This is a genomic window from Photorhabdus cinerea (assembly GCF_011189575.1).
GTDB lineage: Bacteria > Pseudomonadota > Gammaproteobacteria > Enterobacterales > Enterobacteriaceae > Photorhabdus > Photorhabdus cinerea.
This window is the reverse complement of record NZ_PUJW01000003.1, coordinates 150,026-168,383: the sequence shown is the minus strand read 5'-3', so window position 1 is coordinate 168,383 and position 18,358 is coordinate 150,026. Positions and strand designations below refer to the sequence as shown.

At 40.1% G+C, this 18,358-nt stretch carries 11 protein-coding genes and 1 pseudogene; 3 read left to right on the top strand and 9 right to left on the bottom strand.

All coding sequences use genetic code 11. From position 1 onward, the window contains the following. Window positions 1-63 precede the first annotated feature (63 nt). Entirely contained in the window at window positions 64-1,113 is a 1,050-nt protein-coding gene (fbaB, locus tag C5469_RS04260) for a class I fructose-bisphosphate aldolase (protein ID WP_166302764.1), read from the bottom strand. Between the two features lie 831 nt (window positions 1,114-1,944). Between fbaB and C5469_RS04255 the strand changes: the two genes are divergently transcribed. Together C5469_RS04255 and C5469_RS24400 are read left to right on the top strand one after the other, a co-directional pair. Further along, window positions 1,945-2,859 (top strand): beta family protein, encoded by a 915-nt coding sequence (locus tag C5469_RS04255; protein WP_166302759.1) that lies wholly within the window; start codon window positions 1,945-1,947, stop codon window positions 2,857-2,859. A gap of 50 nt (window positions 2,860-2,909) precedes the next feature. Further along, window positions 2,910-3,164, top strand: a complete 255-nt coding sequence (locus tag C5469_RS24400) for a beta family protein (protein ID WP_166303004.1) — start codon at window positions 2,910-2,912, stop codon at window positions 3,162-3,164. A 31-nt stretch (window positions 3,165-3,195) separates the two neighbouring features. Here the strand turns inward: C5469_RS24400 and C5469_RS04245 are convergent, their stop codons facing one another. Both C5469_RS04245 and trhP read right to left on the bottom strand, forming a co-directional pair. Next, window positions 3,196-4,023 (bottom strand): sce7726 family protein, encoded by an 828-nt coding sequence (locus tag C5469_RS04245; RefSeq protein WP_166302756.1) that lies wholly within the window; start codon window positions 4,021-4,023, stop codon window positions 3,196-3,198. Between the two features lie 1,434 nt (window positions 4,024-5,457). After that, window positions 5,458-6,834, bottom strand: a complete 1,377-nt coding sequence (gene trhP / locus C5469_RS04240; RefSeq protein WP_166302754.1) for a prephenate-dependent tRNA uridine(34) hydroxylase TrhP — start codon at window positions 6,832-6,834, stop codon at window positions 5,458-5,460. Window positions 6,835-7,055: 221 nt separating this feature from the next. On the opposite strand from trhP, the pseudogene C5469_RS04235 reads away from it, so the two are divergent. Beyond that, window positions 7,056-7,851, top strand: a pseudogene (locus tag C5469_RS04235) (class I SAM-dependent methyltransferase). 64 nt (window positions 7,852-7,915) lie between these two features. On the opposite strand, the gene C5469_RS04230 reads toward C5469_RS04235, so the two are convergent. From C5469_RS04230 to C5469_RS04205, 6 genes are all read right to left on the bottom strand, one after another. After that, window positions 7,916-8,260 (bottom strand): YegP family protein, encoded by a 345-nt coding sequence (locus tag C5469_RS04230; protein ID WP_166302751.1) that lies wholly within the window; start codon window positions 8,258-8,260, stop codon window positions 7,916-7,918. 97 nt (window positions 8,261-8,357) lie between these two features. After that, window positions 8,358-9,062: an envelope stress response regulator BaeR gene (gene baeR / locus C5469_RS04225; RefSeq protein WP_166302748.1), complete on the bottom strand. Its 705-nt coding sequence runs from the start codon at window positions 9,060-9,062 to the stop codon at window positions 8,358-8,360. Continuing rightward, window positions 9,059-10,447, bottom strand: coding sequence for an envelope stress sensor histidine kinase BaeS (baeS, locus tag C5469_RS04220; RefSeq protein WP_166302745.1), 1,389 nt, complete (start codon window positions 10,445-10,447; stop codon window positions 9,059-9,061). Before baeS ends, baeR begins: the two co-directional genes overlap by 4 nt. Further along, window positions 10,444-13,530, bottom strand: a complete 3,087-nt coding sequence (mdtC, locus tag C5469_RS04215) for a multidrug efflux RND transporter permease subunit MdtC (RefSeq protein ID WP_166302742.1) — start codon at window positions 13,528-13,530, stop codon at window positions 10,444-10,446. The genes baeS and mdtC overlap by 4 nt, the downstream gene beginning before the upstream one ends. Continuing rightward, the gene (locus C5469_RS04210; protein WP_166302739.1) at window positions 13,527-16,673 is read right to left on the bottom strand and encodes an MdtB/MuxB family multidrug efflux RND transporter permease subunit; all 3,147 of its coding nucleotides are present in this window, start codon (window positions 16,671-16,673) and stop codon (window positions 13,527-13,529) included. The genes mdtC and C5469_RS04210 overlap by 4 nt, the downstream gene beginning before the upstream one ends. Further along, window positions 16,673-17,896, bottom strand: a complete 1,224-nt coding sequence (locus tag C5469_RS04205) for an MdtA/MuxA family multidrug efflux RND transporter periplasmic adaptor subunit (RefSeq protein ID WP_166302736.1) — start codon at window positions 17,894-17,896, stop codon at window positions 16,673-16,675. Before C5469_RS04205 ends, C5469_RS04210 begins: the two co-directional genes overlap by 1 nt. Between the last annotated feature and the right edge of the window lie 462 nt (window positions 17,897-18,358).

Below are 18,358 nucleotides of genomic sequence, written 5' to 3'. Positions count from 1 at the left end.
GCTCAGAATTTATAGCGCTTTGATCATCTTGTTCATTATCACCATTATCTACGACAAGCTGTATTAAGCTATTGTGACTTGATTATCCAGATAAACATCTTGGACGGCATTAATTAGTTCAATGCCATCTTTCATAGACTTTTTGAAAGCCTTACGACCGAGAATTAATCCCATACCGCCCGCGCGTTTATTGATTACTGCGGTACGAATTGAATCACTCAGATCATTATCACCAGATGCCCCACCTGAATTAATAAGGCCAGCACGACCCATGTAGCAGTTAGCTATCTGATAACGCACTAGATCGATCGGATGATCGGTAGTCAAATTAGCATAAACACGTTTATCTGTATGACCAAACCCAATAGCAGTATAGCCCCCGTTATTTTCAGCCATCTTCTGTTTAACGATATCGGCGCCGATAGTCGCTGCCAGATGGTTAGCTTGGCCTGTTAAATCTGCACTAGCGTGATAATCTACCCCCTCTTTTTTGAAAGCAGAATTACGCAGGTAGGCCCACAGGACGGTTACCATTCCTAGTTCATGTGCCCGTTCAAAAGCTGCTGAAATTTCCTCAATTTGACGTCGTGATTCGACAGAGCCAAAGTAAATCGTTGCACCAACAGCTACGGCACCCATCTCAAACGCCTGTTCAACACTGGCATATAAAGTCTGATCATATTGAGCAGGATAACTCAATGTTTCATTATGGTTCAGTTTAACCAAAAACGGGATCTTATGGGCATAACGGCGGGAAACTGAGGATAACACGCCATAAGTAGAGGCCACACAGTTACAACCTGCTTCAATAGCCAGTTCAACGATATTCTTCGGATCAAAATAGAGTGGATTAGCTGCAAAAGAAGCGGCAGCAGAATGTTCTACGCCTTGATCCACGGGTAAAATAGATAAATAGCCAGTGCCTGCGAGACGACCATGGTTCAACAGTGTCTGCATGGAACGCAAAACCGTATTTGGCCGGTTATTGTCGATCATTACTCGGTCAACAAAATCGGAACCTGGCAGATAAAGATTTTCACTCGGAATGGTACTACAACGATGTTGCAATAAACTGTCTGCATCTTTGCCTAACAACTTAGTGATATCAGTCATGATTTACTCCAGCTCTTGAAAGATGTTATTGATTGTCATTTATCCTTTTGAAAATAACAAGTTGTATTCAAGGGGAAGGGGGAGTGGATCGCTTCAGGTGGGGGTTAAGCGTGAAATTTATTACCTGAAAAGTAGTGATTTAATATAAGAGATGAGAGAGGTATTACCATGTTTTCAAGTGATATTTAGTGGTTAAAGGTCTAAAGTATTTATGTGTTGGAGTATTTTCTTTTAAAAATTTATATTAATTATGATTTTTTCTATTAATTAATTTGGTTTTTATATGATATTAATTTATCTATTAATGGGTTTTTAAATTTATCGTTATTAATTCAACTATGCGATTATTTTTGTATTGGGTAAGAATTGCTATGTTTGTGATTCTTATCGCAAGAAATAATTTATAGGTATAAAAACATAGTAAAGTTGAAAAAATAATGCGATAAAAGATCAGAAATTTTTTCCTTTAAGTTAATTTTCTTTTATTGATTTTTTCTCGAGATGACAACAATGTATATTCTATGAGATTGAGAGGTTTAGGGTATTTAATGCGATAGAAGTTATTATTAGTTTGTTAAGCATGGCTGTGTTTAAGATGTTTTCTACCTGATAAACGGGATAAAGGTGCAATAATTTGGTTTTTCTCATGTCTTATTAATTGATTGAAATTTAATATAATATTTCATGAATTATAAAAGGAAGGAATTATTTTCCACAGATTAATAATTATTTATTATCTTAATCCTATTAAGTTAATGCCTCAATTTTCTTGAGGATAATGTGATTTGGTGATTTTTAATATCAATATTCGATATCCAAAAGGAGTCTAGAATGAAAAAATTTTCGGACTATAGGTATTTTCCATCTATAAGAACCAGACAGTCTGAGTTAGAAGGTGTTAGTAATATCGGTGAGTCAACAAAAAGTAAGTTTTTACCAGTTGTGTCTCTGACAAAGCTTAAAGGTGGACAGGATGCTGATTCAGCTATTGATAAATGGTTTGATTCTTTTAATAACGAATCAATTATAGAAATCTCAAATGATCCAGTTTTGAAGTGTATCGATTCAGATTCATTGCATTTATCTGATAAACATTTTAGTAATTGGATCAATTTTTTAAAAAACCAGAAGGAAAAATATAATAAAATTATTCCAGCAGCGATTTTATATAAGGATTTGGGTCAACGGGATTATGTCAAGCAGCTTGAAAAATTGGAATCTTCTTTTGGTAGGTTTGTAGTTAAAATTAACCCGCTAAAGTCGCATGATTTACTGGCTGCGACAACGGCAGCATCAGTAGTTGATGATATAAGTAATGTATTATTTATATTGGATGTAGGGCAAATAGATAGCTCTCGTCAAGATATATGTTTAGATGCAACTATTAGAGGAATCAATATGCTTAGAGATGTTGATTCTGGAATAGAGGTCGTTAGCTCTGGTACCAGTTTTCCACGTACGTTTGCTGAATATGGTAAAGAAAGTGGGGCTATTAGTATGTTGGAGTGGCAGAATTATCTTGCAATAGGTGGTGAAAAAGTTGCTTTATATGGTGATTCAGCAAGTATTCATGGAGAATTTTATCCAGGAAGTTACGTGAGGTTCGTTGCACGAATAGATTATCCTACACCAGGAGTTTGGCGTTTTGAGCGTCGAGCTGGTAGTAATCAGAGAGATGAGCTATACCCAATGGATTTCAAGATGGATCGCGACGGCAAGAGAGCGAATCCCCGGGAGCATAGATAACTCTGTGACCGGGGTGAGTGAGTGCCGCCAACAAAGAGGCAACTTGAAAGATAACGGGTATATATCAATTAGCAGCAAAAGACATCATTACAGATGAGGGATGGGATGATTCATTGGAGGTTTGGGGGACAGAAATCATTAGATCTGTTAGAGAAGGTAATGTGAATCGCTTTAAGTCGCCATCTAAATGGATTTCGGTACGAGTAAATTTACATATAGAAAGAATGATTAGGTTTATAGAAGATGGTGTATTGTCTCATATCAATGATGATGATACAGATGAATGTAATTCTGTTGAATGGTAATATATTGCCATTATTTTTTAGAATTGCCTCTTTAAGAGGCAATTTTCTTTCGTGGAATAATATAAACAGGAACATGAGATTTAATACCTATAAATGATAAGTTTTTTGCTATATTTATAGCATAGGTATTTATAGGTTTTTGATAAGCTGAAATATCAATATGTTTAAGTTCTTCATCTTTTTTAGATTTATTAAGATTCCTTTTGATCTTATTATTACTCAATAATGAAATATTTTCAGAAGAAGTTGAATTGGAATTTTTATTGTTTATGAAGTTTTTAAAAGAAAGTTTATATTTTATTTTTAAATAATTTATTGTAAAATCCCTTTTCTTCTCAGTTGAGATGTTTTTTGTTAAATTATATAAATTCTCTCTCATCTCAGAGGGATGGCATGTATAACCATTTTTTCTTATAAATTTAACTATTTCTTTTTTGTTGACAAAAGAAAAAATAAGCCTATCTTCGGAAATTTTGCATGTACGTCCACGTCTCTTTTTTATAAAAGTGTTAATTATTCCACTATTGTTTTTCCTGATTTCTAATATTTCAATATCATTGGGTAGAATCGATAAGGCTTTTTCAGTAAATTTTGGCGCACAAACTAATGTAACTTTATCAAAATAGAGTCTGTATGTGGATATTTGTCCTTCGAGTCTGGCTAGACTGTCAGAGTCGCTTTTAATTTCATATGCATGGAGTTTACCATTTGCCACTGCGAGATCAACGCGTCTGCTGAAGTTTGCAATAGGGAGTTCATTGATTAATACTGCATCATCATTTAATTCGTCTCGTTCTATTAACCAATCAATAAGAGCCACCTTTATACTATCTTCTTTTTTTATAGATGAACTAGCCATTTTATAGTCCAATTGATATTGTAATAAGTTCTATTGATTATATGCGCTTTATGATGAAATGCAATATATCTTGATTTTATTTTAATGAATTCTGTAGGGTTAGTCGTTATTTTTTTAATATTGATATAAATATAGCTGATATTTCTTTCTTATATAAATCAAATCAAATTTTTATTTTGGTAACTTATTTGTTATTTGGCATCATTATATATGATAAATAATCATCTGGAATCTCAATGTTTTTAATGCTATATGATTCTGTATGGGACAGTTTATATGGTTATTTGTTCTTTTTTAAAAATAGCCATAATGGCAAATAATTATTGTTCTAAATTTTTAACTGTATTCTATATTTTTCAATAAATTAATTGATTGATAAATGCATAAGTGTAGTTTGATTTTGTCACAGATAGAAAATTTCTCACCGTTTTTTTATTGCAAATGTTGATATTGAGTTTTATTTTATTCGCCTAAAATAATTTCCTTGTCACAGGTTATTTTGCGAACAGCATTCCATAAAATCATGTCCTGCTGATAGAGGCTATTGATTCTAATAGTAAGGTTGAATACTTGCTGTCATTACTCATTTGGCTAACTTTTCCTGAATGTTCTTATCAGGTGATATTTCTCATTTTGAAGCCGGTGTGGGAGTGTGTTTTTGTTGACCTTTGATTTTATAGTCAATTTTTTATTGTAGGGTTAAGGTAAATATTAATTTTATCCTCTTGGAGTGCGGGATAGTACTTACTGCTCATTGGTGTTTTATTAATTGATTATAACCATTTTTCCCTGTTCGAGTTGTAGATATATAAGACAGTAAAAATTCTGTGTCAAACTAATCGGGATAGGGTAATGATAGTCAGCTAGCTAATTCATGGATTCTCGTTGTCTGTAAATCAGAACCCTGACATGAGAGTTGATAACCAGAATAGTCAGGTAAATGTTGAACTAATAGTTTTAACAATAAGTAAACTGTAATTATCCTATTTCATAATTTTCACTCGATCAATTTTATCAAATTGCATAATATTTATCCTAAATATGATGGATTTTCTGCATTATTGAATAGTGAAAAATTTTAATTACATTTCTTTAGATAGTGTTATATTTCAGTAACTATAAATATTTTCTTATTAATGTATAAGGTATAAGGAACATATTAATACAAAGATTTATTAATTTAATAGTTAAACTAATCTATTTAATTAATCATGTAAATGAATTCTGCAACTTGTTGATTTTATTATTCCGGGGAAAAAAGAAAAGGCCAGCTCAAGGGAGATTGAGCCGGCCAAGGAGGTGGTTCCTAGTCTTACTGTAATACTTTTTTAGTTTTTTATTTTTCGTCAACAATACTACGGTAAATAAAATAGTATTGATGTGATCTGTTTCTAAAAAAAGAAATATACCATCATAAGGAGGGTATATTGATGATTATTTGTCTGAATCTCGGCTCATGTGAGGAGATTGAGAATTAATACCATTTAGATTACGGATTAATAAGGCGTAATTAATATCAATTTGTTTAGGAATTGGTAAATAGACAATATACCCATCACCAGGGGCAACTTCCATTGACTGACCTTTTTTATCCTGCATTGCTTCCAGTGTGAACTGGATATTGCCTGATAGCGTCATTAATTCGAGGCTATCTCCGACCATAAATTTATTTTTGACTGCAACCTCAGCTAATCCGTTGACTCGTTCACCGGTAAACTCACCAACAAATTGCTGTGTATCGGATATCGAATAGCCATATTCATAAGTTTGATAGGCATCATGAGTATGACGGCGCAGAAATCCTTCGGTATATCCACGGTGAGCAAGCCCTTCCAGGGTGGTTAGCAAGGTTGGATTAAAAGGTTTTCCTGCAACAGCATCATCAATAGCCCTGCGGTAAACTTGTGCTGTACGGGCGCAGTAATAGAAAGATTTTGTGCGTCCTTCGATTTTTAGCGAGTGAACTCCCATTTTAGTTAATCGTTCAACGTGTTCAATTGCGCGTAAGTCCTTAGAGTTCATGATGTAAGTACCATGTTCATCCTCAAAAGCAGACATATATTCCCCTGGACGCTTCATCTCTTCGAACGTAAATACTTTATCTGTTGGTGCACCTTTTCCCAATGTTGGCTCGATATTTTTTGCCGGTATAGGCTCATGTATATGCACAATATTACCGATATCGTCTTCTTTGCCTTCCTGAACGTTGTATTCCCAGCGGCATGCATTAGTACATGTTCCCTGATTTGGATCACGCTTATTAATATAACCGGATAGCAGGCAGCGACCGGAATAGGCCATACACAGTGCACCATGTACGAAAACTTCCAGCTCCATATCAGGAACATGTTGGCGAATCTCGTTAATTTCATCCAGCGAAAGTTCACGGGAAAGAATGACTCTGGTTAGTCCCATTTGTTGCCAGAATTTTACTGTTGCCCAATTGACTGCATTAGCTTGAACGGAAAGGTGAATTTCTATTTCTGGGAAAGCTTCACGAACCATCATAATGAGCCCGGGATCAGACATAATCAAAGCATCAGGTCCCATTTCAACAACGGGTTTCAGATCACGGATAAAGGTTTTCAGTTTGGCATTGTGCGGAGCAATATTGACCACAACGTAAAAGCGTTTGCCAAGTTCATGAGCTTCCTTAATGCCCAGTGCCAGATTTTCGTGATTAAATTCATTATTACGAACACGCAGGCTATAACGTGGTTGGCCTGCATATACGGCGTCTGCGCCATAGGCAAAGGCATAACGCATATTTTTCAATGAGCCGGCAGGAGAAAGTAATTCTGGAGTAAACATGTTTAAAAAATTCTCGGTCTGAATTCAGGTCAGTTTTCACTACAAAAAGTGAGGATAAGACCAAGGATTTTAACGCTTAATCTGTTGGGGATACAAATTTATTAAGTAAATAGATTGAGATGGATTTTTATACTGAAGTGTTAAAATAAAAAATATTGTGTACTATATCGCCAATCGAAACTGTATCAATGAGTACAAATAAATGGAGGAACAGAATTTAAATGGAGGAACATAATTCCCAAATTAGTATCCTCGTGCATAATCAGGCGGCATGGGATAAACAAGCTGAAGCTCACATGAATGGTCCTGTCCTGTTAGCAGTAAGTTAATTGATGATGCCAGAAACGGAAAATGGCAGATTCATCTGACGCCCCGTGCATTACCTGAGGGTTGGCTCGGTGATATCAAAAACAAAGATATTCTCTGTTTGGCTTCTGCTGGGGGACAGCAAGCGCCAATTTTGGCGGCGGCAGGCGCAAATGTGACGGTGTTTGATCTTTCAGAGAAACAACTTGTCCAGGATTATATGGTTGCAGAACGTGATGGGCTTAATCTTGCGATAATACAAGGTGATATGAGAGATTTGAGTATCTTTGATATGGTTCTTTTGACTTGATTTTTCATCCTATTTCTAATCTCTATATACCGGATGTTCTTCCTGTATGGAAAGAGTGCTATCGGGTATTGAAAAAAGGTGGTGTGTTATTGGCCAGTTTTTATAACCCGGTACTTTTTATTGGTGACCGTGATCCCTCCTATATGGTGCAAGGGTTAATTAAACCACGCTATAAGCTGCCTTATTCTGATTTGGTATCACTTGAACAAGCTCAATTGGAAGAGAAGAAAATAAAAGGGGAAGCCATTGTTTTTGGGCATTCTCTTTCAGATCTCATTGGAGGTCAGATTAACACTGGATTTTCTATCGAAGGTTTTTATGAAGATGAGCAACCCAATCCTCGCTTTGTTGTCGATCATTTTATGCCGACATTCCTGGCAACTAAAGCAATTAAAAGATGAAGATGCACCTTATCAGTTGAATATTAATTTCAACTGATAAGGTGCGGTTTATTATGAAAAAGTATTACTCTGATTTTGTTAGATCACGAACATTCACACTGGAGCCGTTTTTAACCGCCGACTGAATGCCTTTTTTGGCAGCAATTTCATCATCGTACAACTCGCTGAATCCGATAACTTGATAGTTTCTCGCTTTCAGCACGAAATAAGATTTACTAGCTTTGTTTTCCCTGATTTCGAAGTTCTTTTCTTCAGGAGAATTCGCCTGAATAGAACGAATCCCTTTATTCGCTGCTGCCTTTGTAGTGTACATTTCACTGGTGAGGATAACTTCACCGTTCGATGTTTTTAAGTTGAAGTAATACTGCTTGTTTTTTGTCCTTTTGAGATCATAGTGACCTATAGCCATAGATAATTCCTCCAATTAAAGATGAGTATTTTTAATATAGCTGAATTTCTGAACGGTGAGAGGTTGAGAGAAACTTAATTCAATTAAAATGTGACAGTTATAACAAACGGCATATATCGGCCTCCCAGCGGTAACCAAGCCCATAAATGGAACGGATGAATGTTTTACTGCTGTCTAATTGTTCCAATTTACGGCGCAGGTTTTTAATATGGCTATCGATAGTGCGGTCCGTAACGATGCGGTGATCGTCATACAAATTATTCAGTAATTGATCGCGGGAAAACACCTGTCCAGGGCGGATTGCCATTGTTTTTAGTAACCGGAATTCAACGGGAGTTAGATCCAGTATTTTGTCGCGGTAACTTGCCTGAAAGCAGGCTTCATCAATTTGCAGGTCACTTTGTTTGACAATATCCTGTGGTCGGTAACAGCGGCGGAGAATAGTTTTCACTCGTGCAACAATTTCACGTGGGCTGTAAGGTTTACAGATATAATCATCTGCCCCGATTTCCAACCCCAGCAATCGGTCAATTTCTTCGGTTTTAGCGGTGACCATAATAATAGGTACATCAGAAAAACGGCGGATTTCACGACAGACAGATAAACCATCACAACCTGGAAGCATCAGATCCAGCAAAATAATATCTGGATTGTGTTGCTGTACGTGAGGAACGACTTCATTACCACGCAGTAGCCACTGAGTCTTGTAACCAGCCGCGTTTAGATAATCAACCAGTAATTGACCGAGTTTTGGCTCATCTTCAACAATTAAAACAGTATAATGTTCAAATTCTGCATTCATGGTATTTCGCAGTCAGGGGATTTAATTAGCGGTAATTCTACGCTAATTCTTAGGCCACCTAAAGGTGAGGGTTCAGCACGTATCGTACCATTATGTGCTTCAACGATGTTATAGCAAATAGCCAACCCGAGCCCTGACCCACCACTGGCGCGGTTTCGAGAAGATTCACTGCGGTAGAATCGTTCAAAGACTCGCTGACATTGTTCTGGTAACAGCCCTGGCTCGCTGTCCTGCCAGCTCAGTATAAAGTGGTTATCATCAGAGTTACTTTCAATAATCAGTTTTCCACTGTTAGCGGTATAGCGAAGGCTATTTTCCAGTAAATTATGAAATAGTTGAGTTAATCTGCTTGGGTCAGCAAATATCATGACAATTTCAGGCAGCTTAACATCCATCTGGATTTGCTTATTAATGAAACGGTCTCGGTAAGATGCTATAGCAGCTTGAAGTAACCCACTGATATTGATAAATTCTTTCCGATATGCCAGCGCTCCGCGATCTGATAGAGATAGTTGATGCAAATCATCAACTAGTTTGGTCAATGTGGTGATCTCTGCCAATAACGAATTGAGTGTTTCAGGGGTTGGTTTACGAACACCGTCCTGTAAAGCTTCTAGTTCACCTCGCAATATAGAAAGAGGTGTGCGAAGTTCATGGGAAATATCTGCCATATAATCACGGCGCATTTGCTCATTTTTTTCCAGTGTACTGGCGAGCTGATTAAAATTGTAGGCAAGCTGACCGATTTCATCTTTACCTGATGATGTCACTCGGACACTAAAATCGCCTGCTGCTAGTTTATGCGTCCCTTCAACCAAGCGTTTAACGGGTTTCAGCATGCCACGGGACAACAATAATGTAGCTATGATTGCCAGTAAGGTAGATAAGCCTGCAATTATCCAACTTGTCAGTTGTTGCTGGCGATCAAAACTGATATCAGCCTGGCGGGTAATTTTGTCAGATGTACTGACAATGACCCATCCGACTATCTGATTATTATAGTTAATTGGTTCGCGATAGGTATCTGATGGAATTTCACCTTCGTGACCGACCAGTAGTTTCATATCACTATCCACGACCCAAAACTGAGTTCGCCAGCCGCGGGGCGGTGGACCCTGGCGGCTTTCACTGGTTTGTTCAATAGAACGGATGATTTGAAAAATGATCCGGTTATTCTTCTTTAAGAATTTCCAGCTACCATATTGTTGATATTGTTCAGCTAGTGCTTCAGCCAGCATAGAAGTGCGTAACTGGATGTTTTGTTTTATATAACCAATAAAACCATGCTGAAAACTGCTCCTGACACCCCAGTGCATGGTAATAAGTACCAGCATACAAGTGGCAAAGATAGCCATAAATAGTTTGCCACTGATACCGAGTTTCATGATTGCCCCGCAATTTGTCTGGTGGCACGCCGGTGTTGCCATTTCTCTCTTAATCGATCAAAACAGAGATAGACCACCGGTGTGGTATATAATGTCAAAATTTGACTCATGACCAGACCACCAACAATGGTAATTCCTAATGGTTGGCGCAACTCCGCGCCATCGCTATTACTCAAAACCAATGGCAGGGCACCAAACAAGGCTGCAAGTGTAGTCATCAGAATTGGGCGGAAACGTAACAGGCTAGCCTGGAATATAGCATCACGGGCACAGATATTGCCGTTACGTTGGGCTTCAATGGCAAAATCCACCATAATAATGGCATTTTTTTTCACGATACCAATCAACAACATGATGCCTATTAAGGCTATCAGGCTGAATGGCGTGTTAAATAGTTCCAATGCCAACAAAGCACCAATACCGGCAGAAGGTAAAGTAGAGAGAATGGTCAGTGGGTGGATATAACTTTCATACAATATTCCTAACACCAGATAAACGGTGATAATCGCAGCCAGAATCAGGAATAACTGTGATTTCACTGTTTCTTGAAAAATTTGAGCCGTGCCTGCAAAAGTGCCGCGAACAGTTGGAGGCACACCAAGTTCAGTGATGGTCCTTTCAATAGCATTGATAGCATCGGAGAGGGTATAACCTTCTAGTACGTTAAAGGAAATGGTAGAGGCAGCGGAAAGCCCCTGATGATTCACACTTAGCGGCGCATTAGCGGGCTGCCAGTGAGCAAAATAGGAAAGTGGAATTGCCTCTCCTTTATTGTTAATCATAAACATTTTTTCCAATGCACTGACATCTTGTGTATATTCCGGTGCAACTTCCATTACAACTTTATACTGATTAAGTGGCTGATAAATAGTAGATATTTGTCGCTGACCAAAAGCGTTATTTAGTAAACTATTTGCTTCACTGACATTAATTCCCAGTCGTGACATGGTATCGCGGTCATAGGTTATTGCCATTTCAGCTCCCTTATCTTCTTTATCTGAATTCACATCGGCCAGTTGAGGCAATTGTCCTAATGCCTTACGGATAACGGGTTCCCATTTACGTAGATCATTGAGGTCATCTGCCAGTAATGTAAACTGGTAGCTTGCATTACTTTGGCGACCACCGGCTCTGATGTCTTGTACTGGAATTAAAAACAGCCTTGCCCCCGGCTCATTAGCAAGTTTGATTCTCAGGCGTGAGATAACTTGTTCAGCGTTGTCTGAGCGCTCTTTTAGCGGCTTCAAAGAGATAAACATAAAACCACTGTTTACCTGCCAGCCGCCGGTAAAACCGGTAACGCTATCTACCGCAGGATCGGCATTGATTATCTGCATAAAATTTTTCATTTTTTCACGCATAGACTGGAAAGAGATACTTTGATCTGCCCGGACGAATCCTAACAACCGGCCAGTATCCTGTTCGGGGAAAAAAGTTTTTGGAATATTGATATAGAGCCAGACGTTTAGGGCAATGGTGCCAGCCAGAATTAACAGCACCCAGCGACTATGATTAAGAACCCATATTAGGGAGCGGCCATAACCTTGCTGAATTTTCAGCAGAACTTTGCCAAACCCGCGGATTTTTTCCTGCTCTTTGGTGCGTTGGGGTTTAAGCAAATGAGCACACATCATTGGGGTCAATGTTAAAGAGACCAACAACGAGATACCGATTGCTGTCGTTAGAGTAATAGCAAATTCACGGAATAGCCGACCAACCAACCCATCCATTAGCAGAAGAGGGATAAAGACTGCGACCAGCGAAATACTCATGGAAAGGACGGTAAAGCCCACTTCTTGAACACCTCGCAGCGCTGCTTGCATAGGTTTAATGCCTGCTTCAAGGTGGCGGGAAATATTTTCCAATACCACAATAGCATCATCTACGACGAATCCTGTTGCAATCGTCAGTGCCATCAGGGAAAGGTTATTAAGACTAAAACCGCACAAATACATGGCGGTAAAGGTTCCAATGAGTGAAACAGGTACGGCAATCGCTGGGATCAATGTTGCTCGGCCAGAACGCAGGAACAGGAATACCACCAGAATCACCAGTCCGATAGCAATTACCAGCGCACGCTCCACCTCTGCTAATGAAGCGCGAATAGTTGGTGTGCGATCCTGAGCAACTTTAAGTTGAATAGAGGCGGGGATGGATTCACGTAATGCAGGTAATTGTTCTCGGATACGGTTTACCGTGGCGATAATATTTGCGCCAGCTTCACGGCGAATGATAAGCAAAATAGCCGGTTCACCGCCAGACATACCGGCTGCTCTGACATTCTGAACCGAGTCTTTTATATTCGCTACATCTTGTAGCCGCACTGGTGAGCCGTTTTTGTAGTGGACGATTATCGGTCGATAATTTTCAGCGGTTTTCAGCTCATCGTTGGTTTGGATCTGCCAGCGTTGCTGATCTGAATCCACATATCCTTGTGGGCGGCGAACATTTGCGTTGCTGATAGCTTTGCGTACGGTATCTAGAGAAATCCCTTGATTAAACAGAGCGTTAGGATTCAATTCAATTCTCAATGCGGGTAGAGAACTTCCTCCAACAGAAACTTCACTGACTCCTTCGACTTGTGCAATTTTCTGTGCGAGTTGAGTAGACGCTAAATCGTAAAGTTGCCCCTGATTATAGGTATCAGAAGTCAGTGTCAGGATCATAATGGGGGCATCGGACGGGTTTGCTTTGTAGTAACGTGGTTTACTGTGCATACCGGAAGGTAACATATTTTGAGCGGCATTCAAGGCTGCCTGTACATCCCGTGCGGCGCTATTAATATCACGGCTCAAGTCAAATTCAAGCGTGATATTTGTATTACCAAGTGAACTACTGGACGTCATCTCATTGACACCGGCAATTCGTCCCAAAGCCCGTTCCAGCGGAGTAGCAATAGATGATGCCATTGTTTCCGGTGATGCTCCTGGCAATGAGGCATAAACGGTGATTACCGGGAAATCCACTTGCGGCAAAGGGGAAACTGGCAACAGGGTAAATCCTAATAACCCGCATAGGGTTATAGCTAAACTGAGCAGCGTTGTGGCAACAGGGCGCTGGATAAATAAAGCAAAAAACTTCACCGTAGCTCCTGATTATCAATAGATGAATTATCCGGCTCGCCGGGTTTGCGATAGCGGCGATAGTGCGCCAGTCTGTCAAACAGTAAATAGACAACCGGAGTTGTAAACAGCGTCAGGATTTGGCTCATAATCAGTCCGCCAACCATACAAATTCCCAATGGGCGGCGTAATTCGGCACCTACACCGGCGCTGAGCATCAATGGTAAAGCACCAAACAATGCGGCCATTGTGGTCATCAGAATCGGACGGAAACGCAACAAACAAGCCTGATAAATCGCTTCATAAGGGGATAACCCCTGTTCGCGTTCAGCTGCCAGAGCAAAATCGATCATCATGATAGCGTTTTTCTTCACAATACCTATTAGCAGGATAATGCCGATGATTGCAATAACATCCAGTTCTTGACCTGTCATCATCAGTGCCAGCAGTGCACCAACTCCCGCTGTTGGCAGGGTGGAGAGAATTGTTACCGGATGAATAAAACTTTCGTACAGTATTCCCAGCACAATATACATGGCGATAACAGCGGCAGTGATCAGCCATAATGTATTGCCGAGTGCGCTTTCAAATGCCAGCGTTGTTCCTTGGAATTTAATTGTCATATCTTTGGGCATTTCAATTAATTGCGCTGCATTGTGAACAGCATTGACCGACTGCTCAAGAGAAGCATTTCCCGAGACGTTGAAAGAAAATGTTGCTGCGGGGAATTGTGCCAGATGGTTAATTGCTAACGGGCCAAATCTTTGTTCAACAGTAGCGATAGCACTGAGTGGTACGGTATTACCATCAATTCCGTTGAGACGGATGTTATCAAATGCAGCCAGTCCCGGAGTCGATTTCACATCATGTTCTAGTACGACTCGATACTGATTTGCTTGAGTATAAATTGTTGAAATCAGTCGCTGACCGAATGCATTGTAGAGGGCGTTATCGATAGCCGCCATTGAGATACCTAACCGACTAGCAATGTCTCTGTCCACTTTGACATAGGCGATCAGCCCTTGCGCTTGCCAGTCACTGTTGATATCAACCAGTTCTGATCTCTGTTTCAGTTCAGTCAATAATTTCGGTACCCAGATACTCAATTCATCCAGGGAAGTTGCTTGCAATGTGAATTGATATTGGTTACGTGTGACCTGAGTATCAATCGTCAGATCTTGCATGGGTTGCAGATAGAGCTTTACGTCTGGTATGGAAGCAATTTTTTCCTGTAAACGCGGAATAATTTCAGCAATTCTGTCGTTACGTTGGTTGAGTGGTTTCAGTGTAATTTGCAGCCGCCCATTATTTAGCGTTGGGTTACTACCGTCAACGCCAACAAATGTAGTGACATTTTCTACTGCGGGATCTTGCAACAATAAGGATGAAACCTGTCGCTGTTTATCTGCCATTGCAGCAAAGGATACTGATTGTGGCGCTTCCAATGTTCCCTGAATCAGCCCGTTATCTTGCAATGGGAAAAAGCCTTTTGGAATAATGACATAGAGTAGAGCTGTTAACACCAATGTGCTTAGGGCGATACCAAGTGTGATCCATGGGTGGTTTAGTGCTTTTTTCAGCCATACGGCATAACCAGCAATTATCCGTTTGAAAAAGTGTTCACTGGCCTGTTCAAAGCGATTGTGCTTTACCTGTGATTCCGATTTGAGCATTCTGGCGCACATCATGGGTGTTAATGTCAGTGAGACAACGGCAGAAATCAGAATTGCAATGGCTAGAGTAATGGCAAACTCACGGAAAAGGCGGCCAACGATGTCGCCCATGAAAAATAACGGGATCAACACTGCGATCAAAGAGAAAGTTAGGGAGATAATGGTGAAACCAATTTCACCGGCACCTTTCAATGCTGCGGCCATCGGTTTCTCGCCTTGTTCTATATAGCGGGAGATATTCTCGATCACCACAATGGCGTCATCCACCACAAACCCGGTGGCAATGGTGAGGGCCATGAGTGTCAGGTTATTAATAGAGAAGCCACAGAAATACATTACTGCGAATGTGCCGACCAATGAAAGGGGAACTGCGATACTTGGAATAAGTGTTGCGATGCTGTTACGTAAAAACAGATAAATCACCATAACAACTAGCACAATTGACAGTAACAGCTCAAACTGAACATCTTTTATTGAAGCACGAATAGTTGTCGTGCGGTCAGTCAGAATTTTTATATTGACAGATTTTGGCAAACTGCTAATGAGTTCCGGTAGCATCTGACGAATGTTATCTGTAGTTTCAATTACGTTGACACCCGGCTGGCGCTGAACATTAATCACAATTGCCGGTTTACCATTTGCCCATGCGCCTAGCTTGATATTTTCGGCCCCTTGCTCAATAGTTGCTACATCTTGTAATCGTACTGGCGCACCATTTTTATAGGCAACGATCAGTTTGCGATAATCATCAACGGATTTCATCTGATCATTGGCTGAAAGCGTGACAGAACGGGTTGGTCCGTCAAGACTACCTTTAGCTGAGTTAACATTGGCACTGTTGATGGCGGTACGGATAGTTTCGCTATCTAATCCCTGAGCAGCGACAGCTTGAGCATTCAGTTTCACTCTGACTGCCGGGCGCTGCCCGCCGGCAAGCGTCACCAATCCAACACCATTTACCTGTGAAATTTTCTGTGCGACGCGGGTTTCCACCATATCCTGAATCTGAGTCATCGGCATGGCATCGGAGGTTACTGCCAGCGTTAAAATTGGGGGATCAGCGGGGTTAACCTTGTTGTAAATAGGGGGATAGGGCAGGTCATTGGGTAATAAATTGCTGGCAGCGTTAATGGCAGCCTGTACTTCCTGTTCGGCTACATCCAATGGTAATGTCAGTTGAAATTGTAATGTGATAACTGAAGCGCCACCGGAGCTTTGGGATGCCATTTGTTTAAGGCCGGACATCTGTCCGAGTTGGCGTTCCAATGGCGCTGTTACCGCAGAGGTCATCACATCAGGGCTTGCGCCAGGGTAGAGTGTGACTACCTGAATTGTGGGATAGTCCACTTCCGGTAAAGCGGACACGGGCAACATGCGATAGCCGATAATTCCTGCCAGTAGGATTGCTACCATAAACAATGTGGTAGCGACGGGACGCAGGATAAACAGGCGAGATGGCCCGCCTCCCGGTATCTGGGCGTTTACCTGCATCAGGAATTCTCCGCCTTGTTATTATGTGGTTGAGTTTTAGTTTTATTTACCATCGGAGTAACGATATCTACCTTATCGCCGTCTGTCAGGCGGTCGATACCATCAGTAACCACTTTGTCACCTTCTGTCAGGCCAGAGCTGATAACAACGCGTTGGGCATCCTGTAATTTGACCGTGACCAAATGCTTGCTAACTTTGTTATCTTTATCCAGTATCCAAACAAAATTCCCTTCATGACCCATTTGCAGCGCGGCATTTGGGATCACAACTACGTTTTCCAATGTATCGACTTTGATATGAATATTAACGAACTGATTAGGGAACAGAATTTCATCCTGATTGGAAAAACGGGCTTTGAGCTTAATCGTGCCGGTAGCGGTATCGATTTGATTATCGATACTTAACAGTTTTCCTTCGGCAAGTTGTTGTTGGTTACTGCGATCCCATGCGTGGACAACAACGTCATGATTCCTTTTTTGAGCCTGTAAAACCGCGTTGATATCGTTTTCCGGTAGTGAAAAGAGCGCATTGACTGGATCAGTTTGTGTAATAACCACAATAGGGGAATTGTTGCCACTGGAGATAAAATTTCCCACATCGATCTGTTTCAGACCCACTCGACCAGAAATTGGTGCAGTAATACGGCTGTAGGTGAGCTGAAGTTTTGCATTATCAATGATTGCTTGATCAACTTTCAGGCTGGCTTCATGTTGGCGGACAAGTGCACGTTGATTATCCATTTCTTGTTGGGAAATTAGTCTAGTGTTTGCCAGCTTCTGATAGCGATTCAGATCCTGACGAGCATTAACCAGTACGGCTTGATCTTTGGCAAGTTGGCCTTCAGCTTGTGCTAATTGAACCTGAAAAGGACGTGGATCAATTTCTGCCAGTAAATCACCTTGTTTAATTTGTTGACCTTCTTGAAAGTGTAGTGCCATAAGCTGACCTTCTACCCGGCTGGTCACGGTGACTGTATTCGCAGCGTGAATGGTGCCCAGTCCAGTCAGAAAACGGGGCACTGCCTGTTTTTTTGCCGTGGCAGCCTGAACGGGAGGTAAAAGAGGGCGCCTTGAGACAGTGGATTGATCAGATACATTGGATTGGGTATTTTCCCTTTGAGGGGCAGAAGATGTTTTAAATTGGTGCCAGATAAATATAGTAGTAGCTACCGTAATGGTGGCTAATATTGCACGGAAAAGGCGGCGTTTATTATTTTTATTCATTTCTTCGACATTCTCTCAAAACTCAAGGTATTACTTGATTTATGTACGGCTGCATTATCAATTTAATCGTGTGTTATTAGTTTAGCCAGTGAGGATAGACTAAAAAATGGAGGAAATGTGGAAATTATGTCAAGGAAGTGCTTTTTAAGGTAAATTAAGGTGTTTTTTGTCATTTTTTTCGAGACGGCTCCAAAAATTATGTAAATGATGATTTTGTCGCTTTAATTTTTTCGCAATTATTAGAACATAGATTTATTTTTTGATAAAGATTTAGGTCAATTATAAAACATAGGTGAAGTAGAAGGGTAGAAATAGATACACTCTTTAGCTGATGATTAAGTATGGTTTGAAAGAGATAAATCTAATGAACAACTTTAATTGTTTATGTTAATAGGTTGTTTTTTCGTCATTTTATTTGTTGATGATGCGTTGTGAAATAGATCACATATTCGCTGTATATCT